We start from the raw sequence: 23,183 nt of genomic DNA, 5'->3' as shown, positions 1-23,183 counted from the left end.
AGAATTATTTTACTATCAATTCATCACCTTTTTGACGGCTTCATGACCGTCTGTGTCTTGTATCTTGAAAATCAACATCTGATGCGCATCAACCGTCGAAATGCGGGTTTCGCTCGCATTGACGTTGTTGACTTCCTTGATCAATTTGCCCAACGCATCGTAAACCTTGATGCCCGACATGGTAACATTTCCGCTATTGATCACGAATTGTCCATCTTGTTTATACACAATTACGGCATTGTCGGACAATCCCGGATTGTTTACGCCCAATGCATTCTGATAGATTACCTCGAACCTGTCGTTGAACGTTCCGGCTTCGGCAGCAAAGCTATAAACTCCCGAATTCAAATCGTGCACGATATTCGTCGAATTGTCTCTTAGATACACGTTCTGTCCATCGCTGAACAATCCGTCCACATGATCGATCGCAATCGAATAGGTACCCGCATTTGCAGCCTTGAAGCCCATCGGCACGACATCGGTATTGACGAATGGAAGCGGACGCCCCTGGATCGCGAATTTATCTGTTCCGATCAATGAATAGAACGCTATATCTCCGTCGTTGAAGAACTTCCCGTCAATCTGTGCATCATCGGCAAGCGTCGCATCGGTCACATAACCCACAAGCGTTTGCGAAAATGCCCCTGATGCATTCGTAGCGTTAAGCCATACGCGATGTACTTCGACCTCGTTTGCCGAACGGAAGAACTGATTGGCGTTGTCGCCAGAACGTTGTGCGTTGTTGAAAGTGACCTGTGTTCCCGCAGCCGAAGCCTCGACAAGGAAACCTTGGCCAGTGCGGATGATTCCTTGCGGATCGACTACCTGTGCTTCCCCGTTGCTCACGAATCCGAGAGCAGAAGACCAAGTGCAATAACTCGGGCTTGCGGCATTGTTCGTCTTTCTCCAGAAGTAAAGCGTTCCGGTGATGTTCGAAGCGTTATCGGTCACGAAAGTTTGCATGCTGATCGGTGAAGCGTATGGGTTACCAATCAGATTGAAACGAAGTCCTGCCCCAGAATTGGTCAGTGTTACCGGAACGTCGCCATTGCGCAATGTCCCGTTGAATTCTCCAGCCCACACCGTTGGCGTGGTAGGATGATTGTTCGGCATACGAATCAAATATCCTGTTCCGGCAGCGAATCCAGTTGTATTAGGATCGGCAACCGTGTTGTATTGGTTTGTATCCGTATTGTATGTGTAAAAACGATTGGTAAGCGTTTGTGGAGAGAACGGCAATAGGTTCTGGCCCGATACCGGAGAAGCCCAAAGCGTATAATCCTGACGCATCAAAGCCGAGCTGTTGCGTTTTACCTTCGCAAGTCCTGCATTAGCGACATTATTCACCTGAATCAGGTTGGCGTTATTCTCTATGGTAAAGTTTCCGCCAGTAGTCGTAATCGCACCCGTAACGGTCAGGTCGCGTCCCGAAAGCACGGTAAGCAACGCTCCCGATTGGATCGTCAGCGTATTGGCGAAAGAATTGGCCGTGATTTGAGGCGAACCAGACGAGATAAGCACATCGCTTGACGCCGTCGGTACGACACCGCAAGACCAGTTTCCTGCATTGCTCCAATCTGAATCGACAGTTCCTGTCCAAGTGGTAGCCGTCGTGAAAGTAAGCACGGCATTTCCGGACATCGCAACGGTCGTATTACATCCGCCCAAATTATTGGTCGCCTCGACAGTATAAGTACCCGCAACGGTTTGGTTTCCGAAAGAGAGAGCGGCACCTGTTCCGGCAACTGCAGAACCTACGTTGTTCCCGTCGCGCTTAAGTTGGTAGTTGACGTTTGTTTGTGAGTTTGACAATCCGACAGGAAGCCCTGCAGGGTTACATGTGCTTCCGCCACCGGTAACATTGAACGCGGTCGGTTGCATACACAATACGTTGCCGCTAAAAGCCAAACCATTCGCGCTTGTAGGCGAACTGAAGCCCCAACCGCCCGTATTCGTTTGTCCGCTGGCATAGTAACGGATATAAACCGTAGTTCCCGGAGCAACTTGTTGAAGTGCCGCAACACCCGTCAAATCAATAGCCGGTGGCGTAAGAGACGTAGTTTGTACAGGCGATCCGATGAGTGTAAAGTTCGTACCGTCCAAACTATAGGCATATTGCGAGGTAACGCCCGGTGAATTGAAGAACGTAGTCGTTCCTACATAAACTGCTGTAAGTGACGAAAGCGAAAGGGAATATCCGGCATTCGTCTTCAAAGTCGTTTGGAAGTAATCGGTATTGGATGTACTGATCCCGTCGTTTTGGAATCCGACAGTCCTGAATGAGTTTCCTCCGGAACTTACCGCAGCGCCAGGCCCACGCGTTACCAAATTCAAGTTCGAAGTGGCGTCAAGATGCGTATCGAACGTAGTAGCCGCAAAAGTAGTCGGCGAAGATTGCCCGAAGAAATTCCAAGCCGCAACGGTTATAGGCGCAAGCGTGACTACGATATTACCACTGGTGATGGAAGTTAACGATCCGCTCGCCGCAGTAATCGTATACGTTCCGGCCGAATCAAAAGTCGCCGTAGAGAAAGATGCTACGCCAGAGGTTGCAGATATTGTCAAAGTACCGCCCAAACCTCCTGGCCCCGAAGCCTTGCTTATCGTTACCGATCCTGTATAATTCGTATCGAGGCTATTGTCGGGACGTCTGGCCTCGACCGTAAAAGTCGAAAGTGCCACACCCACGTTTCCAGCAGCAGGAACCGACACGAGTGCCAAATGGTTGGCAGCTGCGAGCGTACTGAACGTTTGAACTGTTCCGTAAGTATAGTTCGTACCGTCGAAAACATACGCTTTGTACGAATATGAGGTAGCAGTCGGCAAACTGGACAACGGAAGGTTGAAGTTTCCTGTAGACAAACCGCTAACCGAAGTTTTGGTCACGCCCGTACCTGCGTTTAAAGGATCGGCGTTTACCGATGTTTGCGAATACACGAAACCTTTTTCTGTAGTGGCCGGACAAACACCAAGCGTTCCCAAGTTTCCGTTAAGCGTCGCAATCGTGTTGTTGATAGCCGTCGCAGCGGATGACGTCACTACTGCTGCAACCGGAGTCGTACCTGTTCCCGTCAACGACGACGTTGGCGAATTACTTCCCGAAGTCGAACTGGACACGGTAACGGTAGCCGTTTTGGCTCCTGCAGAAGCTGGTGTGAACGTTACGAAATACGTTGCCGTCCCACCTGAGCCTGCTATTGTCGTAGCAGAAAGTCCACTTACGACGAATTCCGGATTGTCCGACACTACCGAGATTCCGTTCGCCGTTGCCAACCCTGTATTGGTGATGGTATATTGTATTGGGGTTGCCGCGACCGTCGGGCATGAAGCGCCATGTGCGGTAGTACCTGAAACTCCCAGACTAGGAGTAGCCGGAGCGTTTATGGTAAATGTTTGCGTATTTGAAGCTGCGGCCGCGCCTGTAGTGGTCACTCCTACATTGGCAGAACCTATGGAAGCGATATCCGAAGCGTTGATTGTAGCGGTAAGTTGTGTGGCGCTACCGAATGTCGTAGTACGTGCAGAACCATTCCATGTCACGGTCGACAATCCAGAGACAAAGTTCGTTCCGTTGACGGTAATCGTAAAACCAGGATCTCCTGCTGCTGCAGACGAAGGCGAAATCGAAGTTGTGGTCGGCGTCGGTTGTGTAGCTCCAAAAGTCAAGCTCACGTCGTCTATACCGAAAGTACAACGGCTGCCACTACCGGTCGCCGCCGCCAAGGTAACTATTCGGATCCATACCGTACCCGATTGATTATCTAAAGCATTATTGAAATTGGCCGTCACTTGTTGTGTTCCCCAAGCTCCGCCATTAATTCCCAAATCGGTAAAAGTGGTAATCGTCGTATAAGAAGCAGGTGCCGAACCCAAACCATATTGGACCGCATAAGTCGTGGTTCTTCCTTGTACACTTTGCAATTGGGCAGAAAAAGTCATTGAAAAATTTGCTTTTCCGGTGGTATTGGCAAGCTGCAAGTTAAACGAAGCCCCAGGATCCCCTAATGCTGCAGTCGTCCTTACCGATAAAGAACGATCGGTAGACGATTGTTGGCTAGCTGTACTGCTAGCTGCTGTCAAAGGAGCTTTTGCAGAAGCCGCAAACCTGAAACTTGCGGCACTGTCACCCCAAGACAATGTGGTTGCCGTTCCTGTTGATGTCGTTATTGGTGTTGCAACGGAACCTAATGCGGTTGCAGTAGCACCTGTTCGCACGGTCCAACCAGTCTGAAGTGACCCGGTATTAAAATCCTGCGTATAAGGCGAGGTCCCTAAAGTAAGCTGTGCGTTGCCCGAAGTGGTACAAAGCAGCGCAATCAAAACGAGCAATGTGGCAATACTTCTGATTTCCGCTAAATTAAATCGTAGTTTTTGTTTCATCTTAGGTTAATTTTTAGTTTGGATGCTATCGCCGACAATGTAAAACATGGCAGGGATCAAAATCGGCATAGCAGGTAAAAATACTCAATTCTGACACATTAAACATATCATTATCATTAAAATATGCTTAACTGAATAAAAAAACCTTCCGTTTCCGGAAGGCCTTTTTCAAAAAAAAACAACACAACTTTATCTTTTGATTACCCTTAGCGTTTTGACGAACTCTCCTTGGGTTACAATCATGTTATAAACTCCCGACGGATAGCGTTCCCCGAACTGCTGCATCTCGATCTGATCGATAGAGAATTCGCGTTCTTCGATAAGCTTTCCGATCATGTCGTACACTTTCACTTTCACATCGCTCTCGCCTGACGTGTCCATGTCAAGCGCGAAACTTTCTGAATACGGGTTCGGGTAAACTACAGCCCTGAACGTAATTTCCGGCTGAGTTTCCTCTTTTATAATTCCTCTTGCAGCTCCAGGAGCCGTCGCAAGACAAGCTTCTCCGTACGGACTCCAAGAACCTGAAGTCATCAAAGCCACGCGGACTGCATATTGCTGTCCCGGCACATAGTTCGGAACATTGTAGAATGTGAACCAGTAATGTTGGCGGTCGATCACTACCGTCGTAAAGTCTGAAAGATTCGTGATTTCGAAACGATATGTGGTCACGCGGTTCAAACTATAGGTCGGAATATTCGTAAACGGACTTGGCGCCACGAAATCACAGTTAGCCAGCGTAGGAACATCTGGCGAGCTCACGAAACACGGCGATCCGTAACCCGAGAAAGAACCGTTTGTCTTGACCGCTACTTCTATCGAATATGTAATCCCGTAATTGAACGAGTTGAGCATCGTCAACGAGAACCAGTGAAGGTTTCTGTCGATGACCTGGACTTGGTTCGTAAGCGTATTGGTGACGCGGAACCTGTATCCGGTAACACCAGGAAGGCTCGTCGTGGCGATCAAGGTACTCAAGCTTGGCAAAGTGATGCCGCATTGGGATGGCGTAACAGAAGCCGCTCCACCCTCATCAAGGATAGCCGGTGTTGACACCTGACAAGGCGCGCCATAACTTCCGACCCAGTTTCCGCTGATCTGAAGCTCCACATCAATAGCGTACGTCGTCGCATAATCGTAAGATGCCAATGAGGTCAGCTGGAAGTGTGGTGCAGTCCTAACAGTTGTCTGGACTTGATTTGTCGTCAAATTCGTGATGCGGAAACGATAAGCCGTCACATGCGATTTGCTCACAGCACCGATCAAAGTACTGATCGAAGCCAGCGTCATGCCACATTGCCCTTCGAGAACTTGAGAGAACACTTGAGGTCCGCCTTCATCGGTTTGGCCGTTACAGTTGTCGTCGATTCCGTTTGCAAGAACTTCTTGAGCTCCCGGATGTACCGAAGCCAATGCATCGTCGCAATCCAATCCGCCGTCTGTCAATGTATATCCGAACGGAATCACAGCACCGTAACATACGACCTCCGTCGTTCCGTTGTTGTAACCGTCTCCGTCAAAGTCTACGTAAAGCGATGCGCTTTGATAAACATTGGCGTTCGCATCGTTACAATCCAAACCGATGTTTGAAACCGTGTATCCGGCCGGAATCGTATTGCCGTAGCAAACCGTCGCCGAAGTACCGTTGTTGTATCCGTCATTATCAGCGTCAACAAAAAGGCTCGCGCTTTGGAATGCGTTCGCGTTGTTGTCGTTACAATCGGTGTTGTTCAAAACATATCCACCTGGTTGCGAACAAGCCACAACCGACACAGCTGCATTTCCGAAACCGTCTCCGTCTGCATCCGCATAGTACGTAAGCATGGTCGCGTTCGTAGCGTCGTTGTCGTCGCAATCGTCGTTGTTCGTTACGCCACAAGCTGCCAAAGTATCCGATCCGAGACCGTCGTTGTCGTTGTCGGCATATTGCAATTCGTTGTCGTTGCAGTCATCGCTGTTGGAAACACCGCACGCAACAGTTACATCACCACCGAATCCGTCGCCGTCGTTATCGGCATACTGCAATTGGTTGTCGTTGCAGTCGTCTGAATTCGTTACGCCACAAGCAACGGTCACAGAAGAACCGAATCCGTCGCCGTCGAGGTCTTCGTATTGAAGCTGGTTGTCGTCGCAGTCGTCGTTGTTTGAAACGCCGCAGGCCACAGGTGTATTACCACCGAATCCGTCGCCGTCGTTATCGGCATACTGCAACTGGTTATCGTCGCAATCGTCGCTGTTGTCGATGCCACAAGCCACCAATGTATCGCCGCCGAATCCGTCGTTGTCAGCATCGGCGTACTGCAATTGGTTGTCGTCGCAATCGTCTGAATTCGTTACACCGCAAGCTACCAAAGTATCGCCACCGAATCCGTCGGCGTCAGCATCGGCATATTGCAATTGGTTGTCGTCGCAATCTGAATTGTTGGTTACGCCGCAGGCAACGGTAACTGACGAACCGAATCCGTCGCCGTCCAAATCTTCGTATTGAAGTTGGTTGTCGTTGCAATCGTCGCTATTGATTACGCCACAAGCCACCAAAGTATCGCCACCGAATCCGTCGTTGTCGGCGTCGGCATATTGCAATTGGTTGTCGTTGCAATCGGAGTTGTTGGCCACGCCGCAAGCCACTTGAGTCGTAGAACCGAATCCGTCGCCGTCCAGATCTTCGTATTGAAGCTGGCTGTCGTCGCAATCTGAATCGTTGGTTACACCACAAGCAACGGTAACGTCAGAACCGAATCCGTCTCCATCGAGATCTTCGTATTGAAGTTGGTTGTCGTCGCAGTCGGAAGTATTGGTCACGCCGCACGCAACTTGAGTCGTAGAACCGAATCCGTCGCCGTCATTGTCGGCATATTGCAATTCGTTGTCATTGCAGTCGTCGCTGTTAACGAGTCCACAAGCTACCAGCGTATCGCCACCGAATCCGTCGCCGTCGTTATCGGCATATTGCAATTGGTTGTCGTTACAGTCGTCTGAATTTGTCACACCGCAACCTGCCAATGTATCGCCTCCGAATCCGTCGTTGTCGGCATCGGCATATTGCAATTGGTTATCGTTGCAGTCGTCTGAATTCGTTACGCCACAGGCAACCTTAACGTCTGAACCAAATCCGTCGCTATCGAGATCTTCGTATTGAAGTTGATTGTCATCGCAATCAGAATTGTTGGTCACGCCACAAGCTACGGTTACCAAAGAACCGAAACCGTCATTATCCAAATCCTGGTATTGAAGCTGGTTGTCATTGCAATCTGAGTTGTTCGTTACTCCGCAAGCGACTTGGGTCGTAGAACCGAATCCGTCGTTGTCATTATCGGCATATTGCACCTGATTGTCGTTGCAATCGTCGCTGTTCGCAACCCCGCAAGCTACCAAGGTGTCGTTACCGAATCCGTCGTTGTCGGCATCGGCATATTGCAATTGGTTGTCGTTGCAGTCGTCTGAATTCGTTACGCCACCGCAAGCGATATACGTATCCGAACCGAATCCGTCCGCATCAACATCGGTATAACGCAGTTGGTTGTCGTTGCAGTCGTCTGTGTTGGTCACACCTCCGCAAGCTACCAAAGTGTCGGAACCGAATCCGTCTCCGTCTACATCTGTATAACGCAATTGGCTGTCGTTGCAGTCGTCTGTATTGGTCACGCCTCCGCAAGCGGTAAGCGTGTCGGAACCGAATCCGTCACCGTCTACGTCTGTATAGCGCAATTGGTTGTCGTTACAGTCGTCTGAATTGGTCACACCTCCGCAAGCAACCAAAGTATCGGAACCGAATCCGTCTCCGTCTACATCAGTATAACGCAATTGGTTGTCGTTGCAATCTGTATTGTTGGACACGTAGCCCGCAGGAGTCGTACAACCCAAAGTGGTTACGGCCGGGTTTCCGAAACCGTCTCCGTCGGCATCTGCATAATAGGTGATGCCTCCAGCTCCTATTGACGCGTTCGAATCGTCACAATCGTCGCTGTTTTCTACACCGTCGCAAGACGCATACGTATCGGAACCGAATCCGTCGTCATCGGCATCAACATAAATGATGTAGTTGTCGTCGCAGTCGATGTCGATATCCTGATCGGTGTAACCGTCGGGAACCTGAGAGCCGTAACAGACTACTTCGGAGAATCCGTTGTTAAAACCGTCTCCGTCTTCGTCTATGTAAAGCAATCCGCTTTGATGGACGGACGCGTCGTTGTCATTACAGTCGGAACCGTTCTGGCTCGCCCTGAATCCGGCAGGAATAGTGGCGCCGTAACACACGACTTGCGATCCGTTGGTATAAGTATCATTATCGGAATCTACATACAACGTATTGCTTTGGTAAACCGCTGCGTTCGCGTCGTTACAGTCATGTCCGTTGGTAATGAATGAGAAACCGTTAGGCTCGGTCGCTCCGTGACAGGTCACGATTGAACCGTCGTCGTAGTTGTCGGCATCGGCATCAACGTAAATGGCACTTGACACATAGATTGCGCCATTGTTGTCGTTACAGTCTGTATTGTTGGCCACGTATCCGCCCGGCACACCTGTACAGCTCACTTGGCTTACCGCAGGATTTCCGTAACCGTCACCGTCGTTATCGGCGTAATAGGTCACGTTCGCGTTTACGGTAAATGTCGCTTTGTAATTGGCACCGCCGTTGCTTGCGTAGGCTGTTCCACCTGAACAAGTTATAGACGCGTCGGAATACACCTCGAGCGTGTAGTTTCCTGGAGCGAGCCCACTGAGCAAATTGGTATTGAAACCGGTGTTGCTCCATCGCTGGTCCTGCCCTCCGCAACCGTTACTTGGTCCGAAGGAAAAGGAATACGGCAGCGTGTTACTGACAAAACTCCCTGAAGGCGTCCCTTGGTAAATACGGTAGTAAATGCGTGTGCTGGTAAGGTCGCAGCCTCCACACTTATAAATGTTGTGCTCACCTCCTTTAAAAACGATACCGGTCGAGCCTTGGCAAAAAGTGCCTAGGTTGGCATTGTTAAAATCGGGGTTAGTGGTAGCGGCCTGCAAATCGTAGTAGGCATTTGCTCCGCCGTTGATGCTCAACACGATGTAGGACGTGTTGAAGCCAGCCGATTGTGCAAAGCCTGTAAGCCCCATAAACAGGAGCGCGGCAAACAACAATCGATTGATTGGAAGTAAAAGTTTATCCATATTAGTTTGGTTAAATTAATTGTGCAGACTGGACCTCAAAGCTATCTCCGTTGGCAGCGGTTGAAAATAGGGCATATGCCGTATTAACAGAATACTTCAGGTGACAGTTTGCGGAAGCTAAAGTAGATAAATTAACAATTCATTGGCAAAAAAATTTCAACCTCACCCAACTATATCGTTTTCGTGTTGAAAAAAGCGGAAGGAATTGGCGTATTTTTTAGCGATTCAAAAGCAGTAAGTATTTGATTTGTAGGAAGATTCAAATAAAAAAGGCCGCAATTTCTTGCAGCCTTTTTCACATTCTTTTGTTTGCTTATGCCTGTCCCGTCGGACCGAAATTCAACGGTAGCGGCGCTTGTTCAAACTCTTTTATTTCGCCGTGGGCCTGTTCAAAACGATGGATATTCTCTCCCAAAGCCTTGAGCAGTCTCTTGGCGTGTTGAGGCGTGAGGATAATCCTTGACTTGACTTTTGCCTTTGGCGTACCCGGCATGATACAAACATAATCTACGACAAATTCTGAAGCCGAATGGTTGATGATGGCCAGATTGGAATAAATTCCCTGTGCCGTCGCCTCATCGAGCTCGATGTTGATTTGTCCTTGCTGTTGATTATTATTATCAGACATGATTAATAGTTGTATTCTTCTTTGTTAGCCATCATCTCGTTGTAGTCTTCTTTCGAACCTACAATCGTGTTGTCGTACTCGCGCATACCGGTTCCGGCAGGGATTCTGTGACCAACGATCACATTCTCCTTCAAGCCTTCTAGTGAATCCACTTTTCCGGCAACCGCAGCCTCGTTCAATACTTTGGTCGTTTCCTGGAACGATGCCGCCGAGATGAACGATTTGGTCTGCAACGACGCACGCGTGATACCTTGAAGGATCGGCGTAGCCGTAGCGGTGATGACGTCGCGGGCCACAACAAGATTCTTGTCGTTGCGCTTCAACAATGAGTTTTCATCGCGAAGGTCGCGCGGGCTTACGATCTGGCCTGGTTTCAAGTTGTCTGAATCGCCTGCATCCTCAACTACTTTCATTCCGTAGAGCTTGTCGTTCTCGATGATGAAGTCTTTGGTGTGGATCAATTGATCTTCGAGGAACAACGTATCTCCCGGATCTTGGACCTGTACTTTGCGCATCATCTGACGGATGACCACCTCAAAGTGCTTGTCGTTGATCTTAACCCCTTGCAAACGGTAAACCTCTTGGATCTCGTTCACCAAGTACTGCTGAACGGCAGACGGTCCTTGGATTCTCAAGATGTCTTCCGGCGTGATCGCTCCGTCAGAAAGTGGCATACCCGCTTTTACGAAGTCGTTCTCCTGAACCAAGATCTGATTCGAAAGTTTCACCAAGTACTTACGGATTTCACCGAATTTCGACTCAATCACGATCTCGCGGTTACCACGTTTGATCTTACCGAACGATACCACACCGTCGATTTCTGAAACGACAGCCGGGTTCGATGGGTTACGCGCCTCAAGAAGCTCGGTAATACGCGGAAGACCTCCGGTGATATCGCCCGCTTTAGACGAACGACGTGGGATCTTCACGAGGATTTTACCGGCCTTGATCTTCTCGCCGTCGTCTACCATAAGGTGAGCGCCGACCGGCAAGTTGTAAGAGCGGATCAATTCTCCGTCTTTTCCGTAGATCAAAAGCGTCGGGATGAGCTTTTTGTTACGTCCTTCAGAGATTACTTTCTCCTGGAAACCAGTCTGCTCATCGATCTCGACCTGGAACGATTGTCCTTGCTCAAGATCTTCGTAAGCTACTTTACCGGTAAACTCAGAGATGATAACCCCGTTATATGGATCCCATTTACAGATAATCGTACCTTTTTCGACAGTGTCACCGTCTTTTACAAAGATGCTCGATCCGTAAGGAATGTTATGTGTGTTCAATACGATACCTGTGGAAAGGTCGACCAATTTCAATTCGGTAGAACGAGAGATGACGATATCAACTGTGTTTCCTTCGCTGTCTTCTCCTTTAACCGTTTTGAGGTCTTCCATTTCGATGCGTCCCGCGAACTTGGTCACGATGCTCGATTCCTCAGAGATGTTACCCGCAGTACCACCAACGTGGAACGTACGAAGTGTCAACTGAGTTCCCGGCTCACCGATCGACTGTGCGGCGATTACACCAACAGCTTCACCTTTTTGGGTCATACGACCTGTTGCAAGGTTACGTCCGTAGCATTTCGCGCAGATACCTTTGTGTGACTCACAGGTCAACGGCGAACGAACCTCTACGGCTTCTACCGGAGACTCCTCGATGTTGCGCATGATCGCCTCGGTAATCTGCTCTCCTGCATGAACAAGGATTTCATTGTTCAACGGGTTCACGACATCCTGAAGCGCAACGCGTCCTAGGATTCTTTCACCCAAAGTTTCAACGACTTCCTCGTTTTTCTTCAAAGCGGTCACTTCTACTCCACGCAACGTACCGCAATCTACCTGATTTACGATAACGTCTTGTGAAACGTCGTGCAGACGACGGGTAAGGTAACCCGCATCGGCCGTTTTCAAAGCCGTATCCGCAAGACCTTTACGAGCACCGTGCGTCGAGATGAAGTATTCGAGGATCGAAAGACCTTCCTTAAAGTTTGAAAGGATCGGGTTCTCGATAATTTCACCACCGCCGGCAGTCGATTTTTTAGGTTTTGCCATCAAACCACGCATACCGGTAAGCTGACGGATCTGTTCTTTAGATCCACGCGCCCCGGAGTCAAGCATCATGTACACCGAGTTGAACCCTTGCTGGTCTTCGCGGATGTTCTTCATCGCAAGCTCTGTAAGCAATGCGTTCGTAGAAGTCCAAACGTCGATAACCTGGTTGTAACGCTCGTTGTTCGTGATAAGACCCATGTTGTAGTTCATGGTGATGCCTTCAACTTGCTCGTTGGCATCGGAGATGAGTTCCTGTTTGCGCTCCGGGATGATGATATCGCCCAAAGAGAACGACAATCCGCCGCGGAATGCGAATTTGTAACCCATATCCTTCATATTGTCAAGGAAAGCCGCAGTTGTCGGAACATTGGTCACCGAAAGAATTTTTCCGATGATGTCGCGCAATGACTTCTTGGTCAATACCTCGTTGATATATCCGGCTTCTTCGGGAACAACCTCGTTAAAGAGGACACGTCCCGCAGTAGTCTGGATGATTTTCCAAACCAATTCGCCTGCTTCGTTGAAATCTTTCGCGCGGATTTTGACACGTGCGTTCAATTCCAAACGGCCTTCGTTCAAGGCGATGTTCACTTCTTCGGCAGAATAGAACGTCAGACCTTCACCCAAAATTTTCAATTCCGGAGTAGACAAACGCTCTTTGGTCATGTAGTAAAGACCAAGAACCATGTCTTGAGAAGGTACGGTGATAGGAGCACCGTTCGCAGGGTTCAAGATGTTGTGTGACGCAAGCATCAACAATTGCGCTTCAAGGATCGCTTCCGGTCCTAGCGGCAAGTGCACCGCCATCTGGTCACCGTCGAAATCCGCGTTGAAAGCCGTACAGACCAACGGGTGAAGCTGGATCGCTTTACCTTCGATAAGTTTTGGCTGGAACGCCTGGATTCCCAAACGGTGAAGAGTTGGGGCACGGTTCAGGAGCACTGGGTGACCTTTGATCACGTTTTCCAATATATCCCAAACTACCGGCTCTTTCTTGTCGATGATTTTTTTCGCAGATTTAACCGTTTTCACGATTCCTCTTTCGATAAGCTTGCGGATCACGAATGGCTTGTACAATTCGGCAGCCATGTCTTTCGGAAGACCGCACTCGTACAATTTCAATTCTGGTCCGACGACGATTACCGAACGTGCAGAATAATCCACACGTTTACCAAGCAAGTTCTGACGGAAACGACCTTGTTTACCTTTCAAGGAATCCGAAAGGGATTTCAACGGACGGTTCGATTCTGTCTTAACAGCCGAAGCTTTACGTGTGTTGTCGAAAAGTGAATCCACAGATTCCTGCAACATACGCTTCTCGTTACGCAAGATCACTTCTGGAGCTTTGATCTCCATCAGACGCTTCAGACGGTTGTTACGGATGATCACGCGACGGTACAAATCGTTCAAATCGGAAGTCGCGAAACGACCACCATCAAGCGGCACCAACGGACGCAATTCTGGCGGGATCACCGGAACGACCTTCATGATCATCCACTCCGGACGGTTTTCGCGGTTTTCGTTAGCCTCGCGGAACGATTCCACAACCTGAAGACGCTTCAACGCCTCCGTTTTACGTTGCTTAGAAGTCTCGTTGTTAGCCGAGTGGCGTAATTCGTATGAAAGTGCGTCAAGATCGGTGCGGGCCAGCAAATCCATGATACATTCTGCACCCATTTTCGCGATGAACTTGTTTGGATCGTTGTCGTCCAAATACTGGTTATCGGCTGGAAGCGTATCGAGGATGTTCAGGTATTCTTCTTCTGTAAGGAAGTCAAGTTTCGAAAGCGTTTCTCCATCAGGATGTTTCGCGATACCGGCTTGGATCACGACGTAACGCTCGTAATAGATGATCATATCCAACTTCTTTGACGGAAGACCAAGGATATAACCGATTTTGTTCGGAAGCGAACGGAAGTACCAGATGTGAGCGATCGGCACGACGAGGTTGATGTGACCCACTCTGTCGCGACGTACTTTCTTCTCGGTAACTTCGACACCACAACGGTCGCACACGATTCCTTTGTAACGGATGCGTTTGTACTTACCGCAGGCACATTCGAAGTCTTTCACAGGTCCGAAAATACGCTCGCAGAACAAACCATCGCGTTCCGGCTTATGCGTACGGTAGTTGATGGTCTCAGGCTTCAAAACCTCTCCTCTTGACTCGGCCAGGATAGATTCCGGCGAAGCAAGACCGATAGAGATTTTATCGAACCTTTTGATTTGGTTTTTGTCTTTATTATTGTTTCTGTTATTCATTGTCATAATAACTGATCTTTAAATTGAAAGTTGCTGAAAGTCAAAAAGTCAAATTCGAACGGCAGTTTTGGCTACCGTTCGATATGTAGACTGTTATTCTTCCAAACGGATATCGAGTCCGAGACCTTTAAGCTCGTGCATCAATACGTTGAACGATTCAGGCAATCCAGGCTCTGGCATGGTCTCGCCTTTCACGATAGCTTCGTAAGTTTTGGCACGTCCGATCACGTCATCCGACTTCACGGTCAGGATTTCACGCAATGTAGACGACGCACCGTACGCCTCGAGCGCCCAAACCTCCATCTCTCCGAAACGCTGACCACCGAACTGCGCTTTACCTCCAAGCGGTTGTTGCGTAATCAATGAGTAAGGTCCGATAGAACGTGCGTGCATCTTATCGTCGACCATGTGACCCAATTTCAGCATGTAGATTACACCTACTGTCGCCGGTTGGTGGAAACGCTCTCCGGTTCCTCCGTCGTACAGGTACGTGTGTCCGAATCTTGGAACACCTGCTTCGTCTGTCAAGGCATTGATTTGGTCGAGAGACGCTCCGTCGAAGATCGGCGTTGCGAATTTCTTGCCCAATTTCTTACCTGCCCATCCGAGTACGGTTTCGTAAATCTGACCGATGTTCATACGCGACGGTACACCAAGCGGGTTCAATACGATATCTACCGGAGTTCCGTCTTCAAGGAACGGCATGTCTTCTTCGCGAACGATACGTGCCACGATACCTTTGTTTCCGTGACGTCCCGCCATCTTATCACCCACTTTCAACTTACGTTTCTTGGCGATGTAGACTTTAGCGAGTTTCAGAATTCCCGCAGGCAATTCGTCACCGACGGTAATCGTGAATTTCTCACGGCGCAAAGCACCTTGCAAGTCGTTCAGTTTGATCTTATAGTTGTGGATCAAATCGTTCACAAGCTTGTTCGTCTCGTCGTCTGCAACCCACTGACCTTTAGAAAGGTGAGCGAAATCTTCTACGGCGTGAAGCATCTTGAGCGTGTATTTCTTTCCTTTCGGAAGGACTTCCTCGCCTAGATCGTTCATGACACCTTGAGACGTTTTTCCGTTCACGATGTTGAACAACTTGTCGACCAATTTGTCTTTCAATTCTACGAATTTCACTTCGAACTCCATTTCAAGCGCGCCCAAATCGTCTTTGTCTTTGGTGCGTTTGCGCTTGTCTTTCATGGCACGAGCGAACAATTTCTTGTCGAGTACGACACCGTGCAACGACGGAGAAGCTTTCAATGAAGCATCTTTCACGTCACCGGCTTTATCACCGAAGATCGCACGAAGAAGTTTCTCTTCCGGAGTCGGGTCAGATTCACCTTTAGGCGTGATTTTCCCGATAAGGATATCGCCAGGCTTCACTTCCGCTCCGATGCGGATCATACCGTTTTCGTCAAGGTCTTTCGTAGCCTCTTCGGAAACGTTCGGGATGTCGTTCGTCAATTCTTCGTTACCCAATTTGGTGTCGCGCACTTCGAGAGAATAGTCGTCAACGTGGATAGACGTAAAGATGTCGTCACGCACTACTTTCTCTGAAATTACGATCGCATCCTCGAAGTTGTAACCCTTCCAAGGCATGAACGCCACCTGAAGGTTACGGCCAAGAGCAAGCTCACCGTTTTGGGTCGCATAGCCTTCGCAAAGTACTTGGCCCAATTTCACGCGGTCGCCTTTGCGGACGATCGGCTTAAGGTTGATCGAAGTACTTTGGTTGGTTTTGCGGAATTTGATGAGTTGATAAGTCTTCTCATCCGGATCGAAAGAAACCGAGCGCTCCTCGTCGGTGCGGTCGTACTTGATCGTGATGATGTTCGCATCAACGTATTCTACGGTTCCGTCTCCTTCGGCGTTGATCAAAACGCGGGAGTCAGAAGCGACTTGTCTTTCAAGACCTGTTCCTACGATCGGAGCTTCAGGACGCAACAATGGTACGGCCTGGCGCATCATGTTCGATCCCATCAACGCACGGTTCGCATCATCGTGCTCCAAGAATGGAATCAATGAAGCCGAAATCGATGCGATCTGGTTAGGAGCAACGTCGGTATAATGGATCACAGTCGGTTCAACAACCGGGAAGTCACCTTCTTCACGAGCAATAACGCGCTCGGCAGTGATGCTTCCTGTATCTTCCATTTCGATGTTCGCCTGGGCGATCAATTTTCCTTCTTCTTCTTCGGCAGAAAGATAGATCGGCTCTGCGGCCAAATCCACTTTACCGTTTACGACTTCGCGGTATGGCGTCTCGATGAAGCCCATTCCGTTTACTTTGGCGTAAACCGAAAGTGAAGAGATAAGTCCAATGTTTGGACCTTCTGGAGTTTCAATCGGACACAAACGACCGTAGTGCGTATAGTGAACGTCACGAACCTCGAAACCTGCTCTCTCACGTGAAAGACCGCCTGGTCCAAGAGCGGAAAGACGACGCTTGTGCGTGATCTCTGCAAGTGGGTTCGTCTGGTCCATGAACTGAGACAACTGGTTGGTTCCGAAGAACGAGTTGATAACAGACGAAAGTGTTTTCGCGTTGATCAAATCGATCGGTGTAAATACCTCGTTGTCACGAACGTTCATTCTTTCACGAATCGTACGTGCCATACGCGCCAAACCAACACCGAATTGCTGGGACAATTGCTCACCAACTGTACGGACACGACGGTTTGACAAGTGGTCGATATCATCGATCTCTGCTTTAGAGTTGATGAGTTCGATCAGGTATTTTACTATGGTGATGATATCCTCTTTCGTCAAGACCTGCTTTTCAATAGGAATATCAAGGTTCAATTTTTTGTTCATCCTGTAGCGACCTACTTCACCAAGGTTGTAACGCTGGTCTGAGAAGAACAATTTCTCGATGATTCCGCGAGCTGTTTCCTCATCAGGCGGTTCTGCATTACGCAATTGACGGTAGATGTGCTCAACGGCTTCTTTCTCCGAGTTCGTCGGGTCTTTTTGAAGCGTGTTGTGGATGATGGCGTAATCTGCCTGGTTGTTATCCTCTTTGTGCAAAAGGATAGACTTCACGTTGGCTTCGATGATTTCTTCTACGTTGTCTTTGTCGATGATGGTATCGCGATCCAAGATGATCTCGTTACGCTCGATCGATACGACTTCTCCCGTATCTTCATCAACGAAGTCTTCGTGCCAAGTATTCAAAACCCTTGCGGCAAGTTTACGGCCGATGTATTTCTTAAGTCCGGTTTTGGAAACTTTGATCTCTTCGGCAAGGTCGAAGATCTCAAGGATGTCCTTATCGCGCTCGAATCCGATGGCACGGAAAAGCGTCGTAACCGGCAATTTCTTTTTACGGTCGATATAGGCGTACATCACGTTGTTGATGTCTGTAGCGAATTCGATCCAAGAACCTTTGAACGGAATGACCCTTGCAGAGTACAATTTCGTCCCGTTGGCGTGGAAAGACTGCCCAAAGAAAACGCCTGGCGAACGGTGAAGCTGCGATACAACTACACGTTCGGCGCCATTGATAACAAAAGTACCACTTGGCGTCATGTATGGAATGGTACCGAGGTACACATCCTGCACTATCGTTTCAAAATCTTCATGTTCCGGATCTGTACAGTACAATTTGAGACGAGCCTTTAACGGCACGCTGTACGTCAGACCTCTTTCAATACATTCCTGAATGCTATAACGCGGCGGGTCGACAAAATAATCGAGGAATTCCAATACGAACTGATTTCTGGTATCAGTGATCGGAAAGTTTTCCATGAAAGTGTTGTAGAGACCTTCGTTGCCTCTTTCATCGGATTTGGTTTCCAGCTGGAAGAAGTCCTTGAAAGATTTTACCTGAACATCGAGGAAATCCGGGTATGCCGGGATGTTCTTAGTGGAGGCAAAATTCAATCTTTCATTCTGATTTGTTATCATCAATAGACAAAATTTTGATTTAAAAAAAAGTAGTTTTTGTGTAAAACACTCTGTATTCAGTACTTTCTTTTTTTAGACCCGATACATCTTTAAAAACGGACCGAAAGCAGATTTATCCATCTTTTTTCTTCGTATTCGGGCAAAAACTTTTTCGGATTTTAAACTTACCAGACTATTTAACAGTCCATAAATTCATTATACGAAAAATGGTTTAGGCCTTTGGGAGCTTTTCCCAAGGCCTAAACCTAGCTTATATAAAGCGGTTGGGCTTATTTAAGCTCAACTACAGCTCCAGCTTCTTCCAAAGATTTTTTCAAACCTTCAGCCTCATCTTTAGAAACTGCTTCTTTAACGTTTGCAGGAGCAGCGTCTACTAGATCTTTAGCTTCTTTCAATCCAAGACCTGTAAGTTCTTTTACCGCTTTAACTACAGCAAGTTTAGATGCACCAGCATCTTTCAATACTACAGTGAATTCAGTTTGCTCTTCAGCAGCAGCACCGTCACCAGCACCAGCAGCAGGACCAGCAGCAACTACAGCAGCAGCTGCAGGCTCGATTCCGTACTCGTCTTTAAGGATTGTAGCAAGTTCGTTAACTTCTTTTACAGTAAGGTTAACTAGTTGTTCTGCGAATTGTTTCAAATCTGCCATTTTTTCTATCGTTTTTAAATAGTTCGTAAAATATAATTTATAAATAGTGCGCTAAGGCTGGGGTTGTCTTATCTCTCAGACAACGTTTTAACAAGTCCTGCGATCGTGCTGCCACCCGACTTAAGGGCAGAAACAACATTCTTGGCAGGAGATTGAAGAAGACCGATGATTTCTCCGATAACTTCCTCTTTCGATTTAAGGGCGATCAACGCATCCAATTGGTTGTCTCCGATGAAGACAGCCTGGTGGATGAAAGCACCTTTCAAAAGCGGCTTATCCGATTTCTTGCGGAATTCCTTGATCACTTTTGCAGGAGCGTTTCCGTTCTCTGCGATCATGATGGCCGAGTTTCCGGCGAGAACGGTCGGTAGTTGACCGTAATCGAATTCAGAAGCCTCCATCGCTTTCTCAAGCAAGGTATTCTTCACTACTTCAAGCTTGATACCTGCCTTAAAGCAAGATCTTCTTAAGTTTGAAGTCGTTTCTGCGTCAAGACCCGAGATGTCTGTCAAATAGACAACATTGGTTCCTGCCAACTGTGCAGTCAAGTCTTCGATAACTTGTGATTTTTCTTGTCTAGTCATGATTGTAAAACTTTACTACTTATACAGCTTTGGTATCCAAAGGAATCGCAGGGCTCATTGTGCTAGACAAGTGGATGCTCTTGATGTAAGTTCCTTTGGCCGCAGTCGGCTTCAGTTTGATTAGTGTTTGGATGATTTCGTGGGCGTTTTCAGTAATCTTGTCGGCCTCGAAAGATACTTTTCCGATTCCGGCGTGAACGATTCCTGTCTTGTCCACTTTAAAGTCGATCTTACCGGCTTTTACTTCGGTTACGGCTTTAGCCACGTCCATAGTAACGGTTCCGGTTTTAGGGTTTGGCATCAAACCACGTGGACCCAAAACGCGTCCCAACGGTCCTAGTTTACCCATAACAGCCGGCATAGTGATGATAACATCTACATCTGTCCAACCGTCTTTGATCTTTTGAAGGTAGTCGTCCAAACCTACGTGGTCAGCACCAGCAGCTTTGGCCTCAGCCTCTTTGTCTGGAGTAACGAGCGCAAGAACGCGAACGTCTTTACCAGTTCCGTGCGGAAGCGTTACAACCCCACGTACCATCTGATTCGCTTTACGTGGATCAACTCCAAGACGTACAGCGATATCTACAGACTCATCGAATTTTGCAGTAGCGATAGCTTTAACCAAAGCAGACGCATCTTTCAAAGAGTACAGTTTGTTTTTCTCGATTTTTAAAGCAGCTTCTTTTTGCTTCTTTGTCAATTTTGCCATGTCTTCTTCCTGAATTAGAACGGAGCGTCTCCAGTTACAGTTATACCCATTGACCTTGCAGTACCGGCAACCATGCTCATAGCTTTCTCGATGGTAAAGGCATTCAAATCTGCCATTTTATCATCGGCGATAGTTCTGATTTGTTCCCAAGTAACGCTAGCCACTTTCTTACGATTAGGCTCACCTGATCCAGACTTAAGCTTCGCAGCGTCCATTAACTGAACGGCAGCAGGAGGAGTTTTTACGACGAAATCGAACGATTTGTCTTTGTACACGGTAATTTGTACCGGTAAAACTTTGCCGGGCTTATCCTGAGTTCTAGCGTTGAACTGCTTACAGAACTCCATGATGTTAACCCCAGCAGCTCCCAAAGCAGGTCCAACCGGTGGCGACGGGTTCGCAGCACCTCCCTTAACTTGTAGTTTAACTACTTTACTAACTTCTTTAGCCATTGTTTAAAAAATTTAGCACATCTATCAATTGGAAGCGATTGATGTGATTATATAAAATGTAACAAATTATACTTTTTCAACCTGCATGAAGCTAAGCTCCAGCGGGGTTTTACGACCGAAAATCTTGACCATGACCTCAAGCTTGCGCTTTTCTTCGTTGATCTTCTCGACCGTTCCGTTGAATCCGTTGAACGGACCGTCGATAACTTTTACAGTCTCACCGACGTTGAACGGAATAGCCTGTCCGTCTGTTTTGACGGAAAGCTCATCGACTTTCCCGAGCATGCGGTTCACTTCTGAAATACGCAAAGGCACAGGATCGCCGTTTTTGACTTCTCCCAAGAATCCGATAACTCCAGTAATGGATTTGATGATGTGCGGGATTTCTCCGATAAGATTAGCTTCGATCATCACATACCCCGGAAAATACACGCGGTCTTTGGTGATTTTCTTACCATCGCGAACCTGCACCACTTTCTCGGTCGGAACCAATACCTGAGAGATATGGTCGCCCATACCAAGACGGTTGATTTCGGTTTCGATGTAATTCTTAACCTTGTTTTCCTGACCGCTCACGGCGCGGACCACATACCATTTTTTCACACTGCTTTCTGTCATCGCGAGCGAAATTATCCTTTGAACCAATTATAAACAAATGCGATGAGCTTAGAGAAACTCTCGTCTACACCCCATGTTGCCAAAGCACATACGACAGAAAACACAGCCACGACAATCGTGTACTTCTGAACTTCTGCCCACTCTGGCCAGGTTACGTTCGATTTCAATTCCTCGAACGATTCGGATACATATTTAAAAACACTCATGTTCTTGTCTTTTGCACGGGTGGAGGGATTCGAACCCCCATCAACGGTTTTGGAGACCGCTATTCTACCCTTGAACTACACCCGTTTGATTAAAAACCAGCAACATCAAGGTGTGTTGCTGGTTTTATATTTGCTAATTGTAATTAGTCAAGGATTTCAGTAACCTGTCCTGCACCAACTGTACGTCCACCTTCACGGATAGCGAAACGAAGACCTACGCTCAAAGCGATTGGGCTCAACAAAGTAACTTCGATAGTCAAGTTATCACCTGGCATAACCATCTCAACTCCTGTCGGCAACTGGATAGTTCCGGTTACGTCAGTTGTACGTACGTAGAACTGTGGACGGTAGTTGTTATGGAATGGCGTGTGACGACCACCTTCTTCTTTTTTCAAGATATAAACCTCTGCTTTGAATTTAGCGTGTGGCTTAACAGATCCTGGCTTGATGATAACCATACCGCGACGGATGTCAGCTTTATCGATACCACGTAGCAATAGACCTACGTTGTCACCAGCTTCTCCACGGTCAAGGATTTTACGGAACATCTCAACTCCAGTGATTGTAGAAGTCAATTTGTCTGCACCCATACCGATGATTTCAACTGCATCACCTGTGTTAGCAACACCAGTTTCGATACGACCTGTAGCAACAGTTCCACGACCTGTGATCGTGAACACGTCTTCTACCGGCATAAGGAAAGGCTTAGCGTTGTCACGTACCGGCTCTTCGATCCAGTTGTCAACAGCCTCCATCAATTCAAGGATTTTAGGAACCCAGTTTGGATCGTTGTTCAATCCACCTAGAGCAGAACCTTGGATAACTGGACCGTTATCTCCATCGTACTCATAGAAAGACAATAGGTCACGGATTTCCATTTCAACAAGCTCCAAAAGCTCAGCATCGTCAACCATGTCCACTTTGTTCATGAAGACAACGATTCTAGGAATACCTACCTGACGACCCAAAAGGATGTGCTCGCGAGTTTGTGGCATAGGACCATCCGTTGCAGCAACTACAAGGATAGCACCGTCCATCTGAGCAGCACCTGTAACCATGTTCTTAACGTAATCCGCGTGACCTGGACAGTCAACGTGAGCGTAGTGACGGTTAGCAGTTTCGTATTCTACGTGAGATGTGTTGATGGTGATACCTCTTTCTTTTTCTTCTGGAGCGTTATCGATCTGATCGAAAGATTTAGCTGCAGTTTTAGAAAAACCAGCTTCTGCCAAAACTTTAGTGATAGCAGCAGTCAAAGTCGTTTTTCCGTGGTCAACGTGACCGATCGTACCAATGTTAAGGTGCGGCTTGGAACGGTTAAAATTCTCTTTTGCCATTTTACTTGATTTTAATCTTAGTTATATATTAGTGTTCAAATTTCAAATTGAGCCAATGACGGGATTTGAACCCGTGACCTCTTCCTTACCAAGGAAGCACTCTACCCCTGAGCTACACCGGCAAGGTTCTTTCAACTCTAATTTTGAACGCAAACAAGTGGAAGCTGTTTACGTTCAAATTTTAGAATCTAGGTTTTCTTGCGAAAACCGAAAAACTATCGGCAGACACCGGTAGTTTAGATTTTAAGGACTTTT

The 23,183-nt window shown here is 47.8% G+C and carries 12 protein-coding genes and 2 tRNA genes; all 14 read right to left on the bottom strand.

Translation table 11 applies throughout. From position 1 onward, the window contains the following. Window positions 1-15: 15 nt before the first annotated feature. On the bottom strand, window positions 16-4,380 hold the full coding sequence (locus tag HZF10_RS13290; RefSeq protein WP_176006704.1) for a beta strand repeat-containing protein: 4,365 nt from the start codon (window positions 4,378-4,380) through the stop codon (window positions 16-18). A gap of 189 nt (window positions 4,381-4,569) precedes the next feature. After that, window positions 4,570-9,528, bottom strand: a complete 4,959-nt coding sequence (locus HZF10_RS13285) for a MopE-related protein (RefSeq protein WP_176006703.1) — start codon at window positions 9,526-9,528, stop codon at window positions 4,570-4,572. A 313-nt stretch (window positions 9,529-9,841) separates the two neighbouring features. Next, window positions 9,842-10,156 (bottom strand): DUF3467 domain-containing protein, encoded by a 315-nt coding sequence (locus tag HZF10_RS13280; RefSeq protein ID WP_176006702.1) that lies wholly within the window; start codon window positions 10,154-10,156, stop codon window positions 9,842-9,844. A gap of 2 nt (window positions 10,157-10,158) precedes the next feature. Next, complete coding sequence (gene rpoC, locus HZF10_RS13275) at window positions 10,159-14,466, bottom strand: DNA-directed RNA polymerase subunit beta' (protein WP_176006701.1); 4,308 nt, start codon at window positions 14,464-14,466, stop codon at window positions 10,159-10,161. Window positions 14,467-14,559: 93 nt separating this feature from the next. Continuing rightward, window positions 14,560-18,372, bottom strand: coding sequence for a DNA-directed RNA polymerase subunit beta (gene rpoB / locus HZF10_RS13270; RefSeq protein WP_176006700.1), 3,813 nt, complete (start codon window positions 18,370-18,372; stop codon window positions 14,560-14,562). A 269-nt stretch (window positions 18,373-18,641) separates the two neighbouring features. Beyond that, window positions 18,642-19,022: a 50S ribosomal protein L7/L12 gene (rplL, locus tag HZF10_RS13265; RefSeq protein ID WP_176006699.1), complete on the bottom strand. Its 381-nt coding sequence runs from the start codon at window positions 19,020-19,022 to the stop codon at window positions 18,642-18,644. 68 nt (window positions 19,023-19,090) lie between these two features. Beyond that, a complete protein-coding gene (gene rplJ, locus HZF10_RS13260; protein WP_176006698.1) occupies window positions 19,091-19,606 on the bottom strand; it encodes a 50S ribosomal protein L10 in 516 nt (171 codons plus the stop codon). Window positions 19,607-19,625: 19 nt separating this feature from the next. Next, on the bottom strand, window positions 19,626-20,315 hold the full coding sequence (gene rplA, locus HZF10_RS13255; protein ID WP_176006697.1) for a 50S ribosomal protein L1: 690 nt from the start codon (window positions 20,313-20,315) through the stop codon (window positions 19,626-19,628). 14 nt (window positions 20,316-20,329) lie between these two features. After that, a complete protein-coding gene (rplK, locus tag HZF10_RS13250) occupies window positions 20,330-20,767 on the bottom strand; it encodes a 50S ribosomal protein L11 (RefSeq protein WP_176006696.1) in 438 nt (145 codons plus the stop codon). 66 nt (window positions 20,768-20,833) lie between these two features. After that, window positions 20,834-21,385: a transcription termination/antitermination protein NusG gene (gene nusG / locus HZF10_RS13245; protein ID WP_176006695.1), complete on the bottom strand. Its 552-nt coding sequence runs from the start codon at window positions 21,383-21,385 to the stop codon at window positions 20,834-20,836. A gap of 11 nt (window positions 21,386-21,396) precedes the next feature. Next, window positions 21,397-21,591, bottom strand: a complete 195-nt coding sequence (gene secE, locus HZF10_RS13240) for a preprotein translocase subunit SecE (protein WP_176006694.1) — start codon at window positions 21,589-21,591, stop codon at window positions 21,397-21,399. Between the two features lie 14 nt (window positions 21,592-21,605). Then, a tRNA-Trp gene (locus HZF10_RS13235) sits at window positions 21,606-21,676 on the bottom strand. A 58-nt stretch (window positions 21,677-21,734) separates the two neighbouring features. Beyond that, window positions 21,735-22,928 carry an elongation factor Tu gene (gene tuf / locus HZF10_RS13230; RefSeq protein WP_176006693.1) on the bottom strand — a complete coding sequence of 398 codons (1,194 nt, stop codon included), beginning with the start codon at window positions 22,926-22,928 and terminating at the stop codon, window positions 21,735-21,737. 50 nt (window positions 22,929-22,978) lie between these two features. Beyond that, window positions 22,979-23,050 (bottom strand) — tRNA-Thr (locus tag HZF10_RS13225). Window positions 23,051-23,183 lie beyond the last annotated feature (133 nt).

This window comes from Flavobacterium agri, from assembly GCF_013401995.1.
GTDB classification, from domain to species: Bacteria; Bacteroidota; Bacteroidia; order Flavobacteriales; family Flavobacteriaceae; genus Flavobacterium; species Flavobacterium agri.
This window is presented reverse-complemented; position numbering and strand designations above follow the sequence as displayed.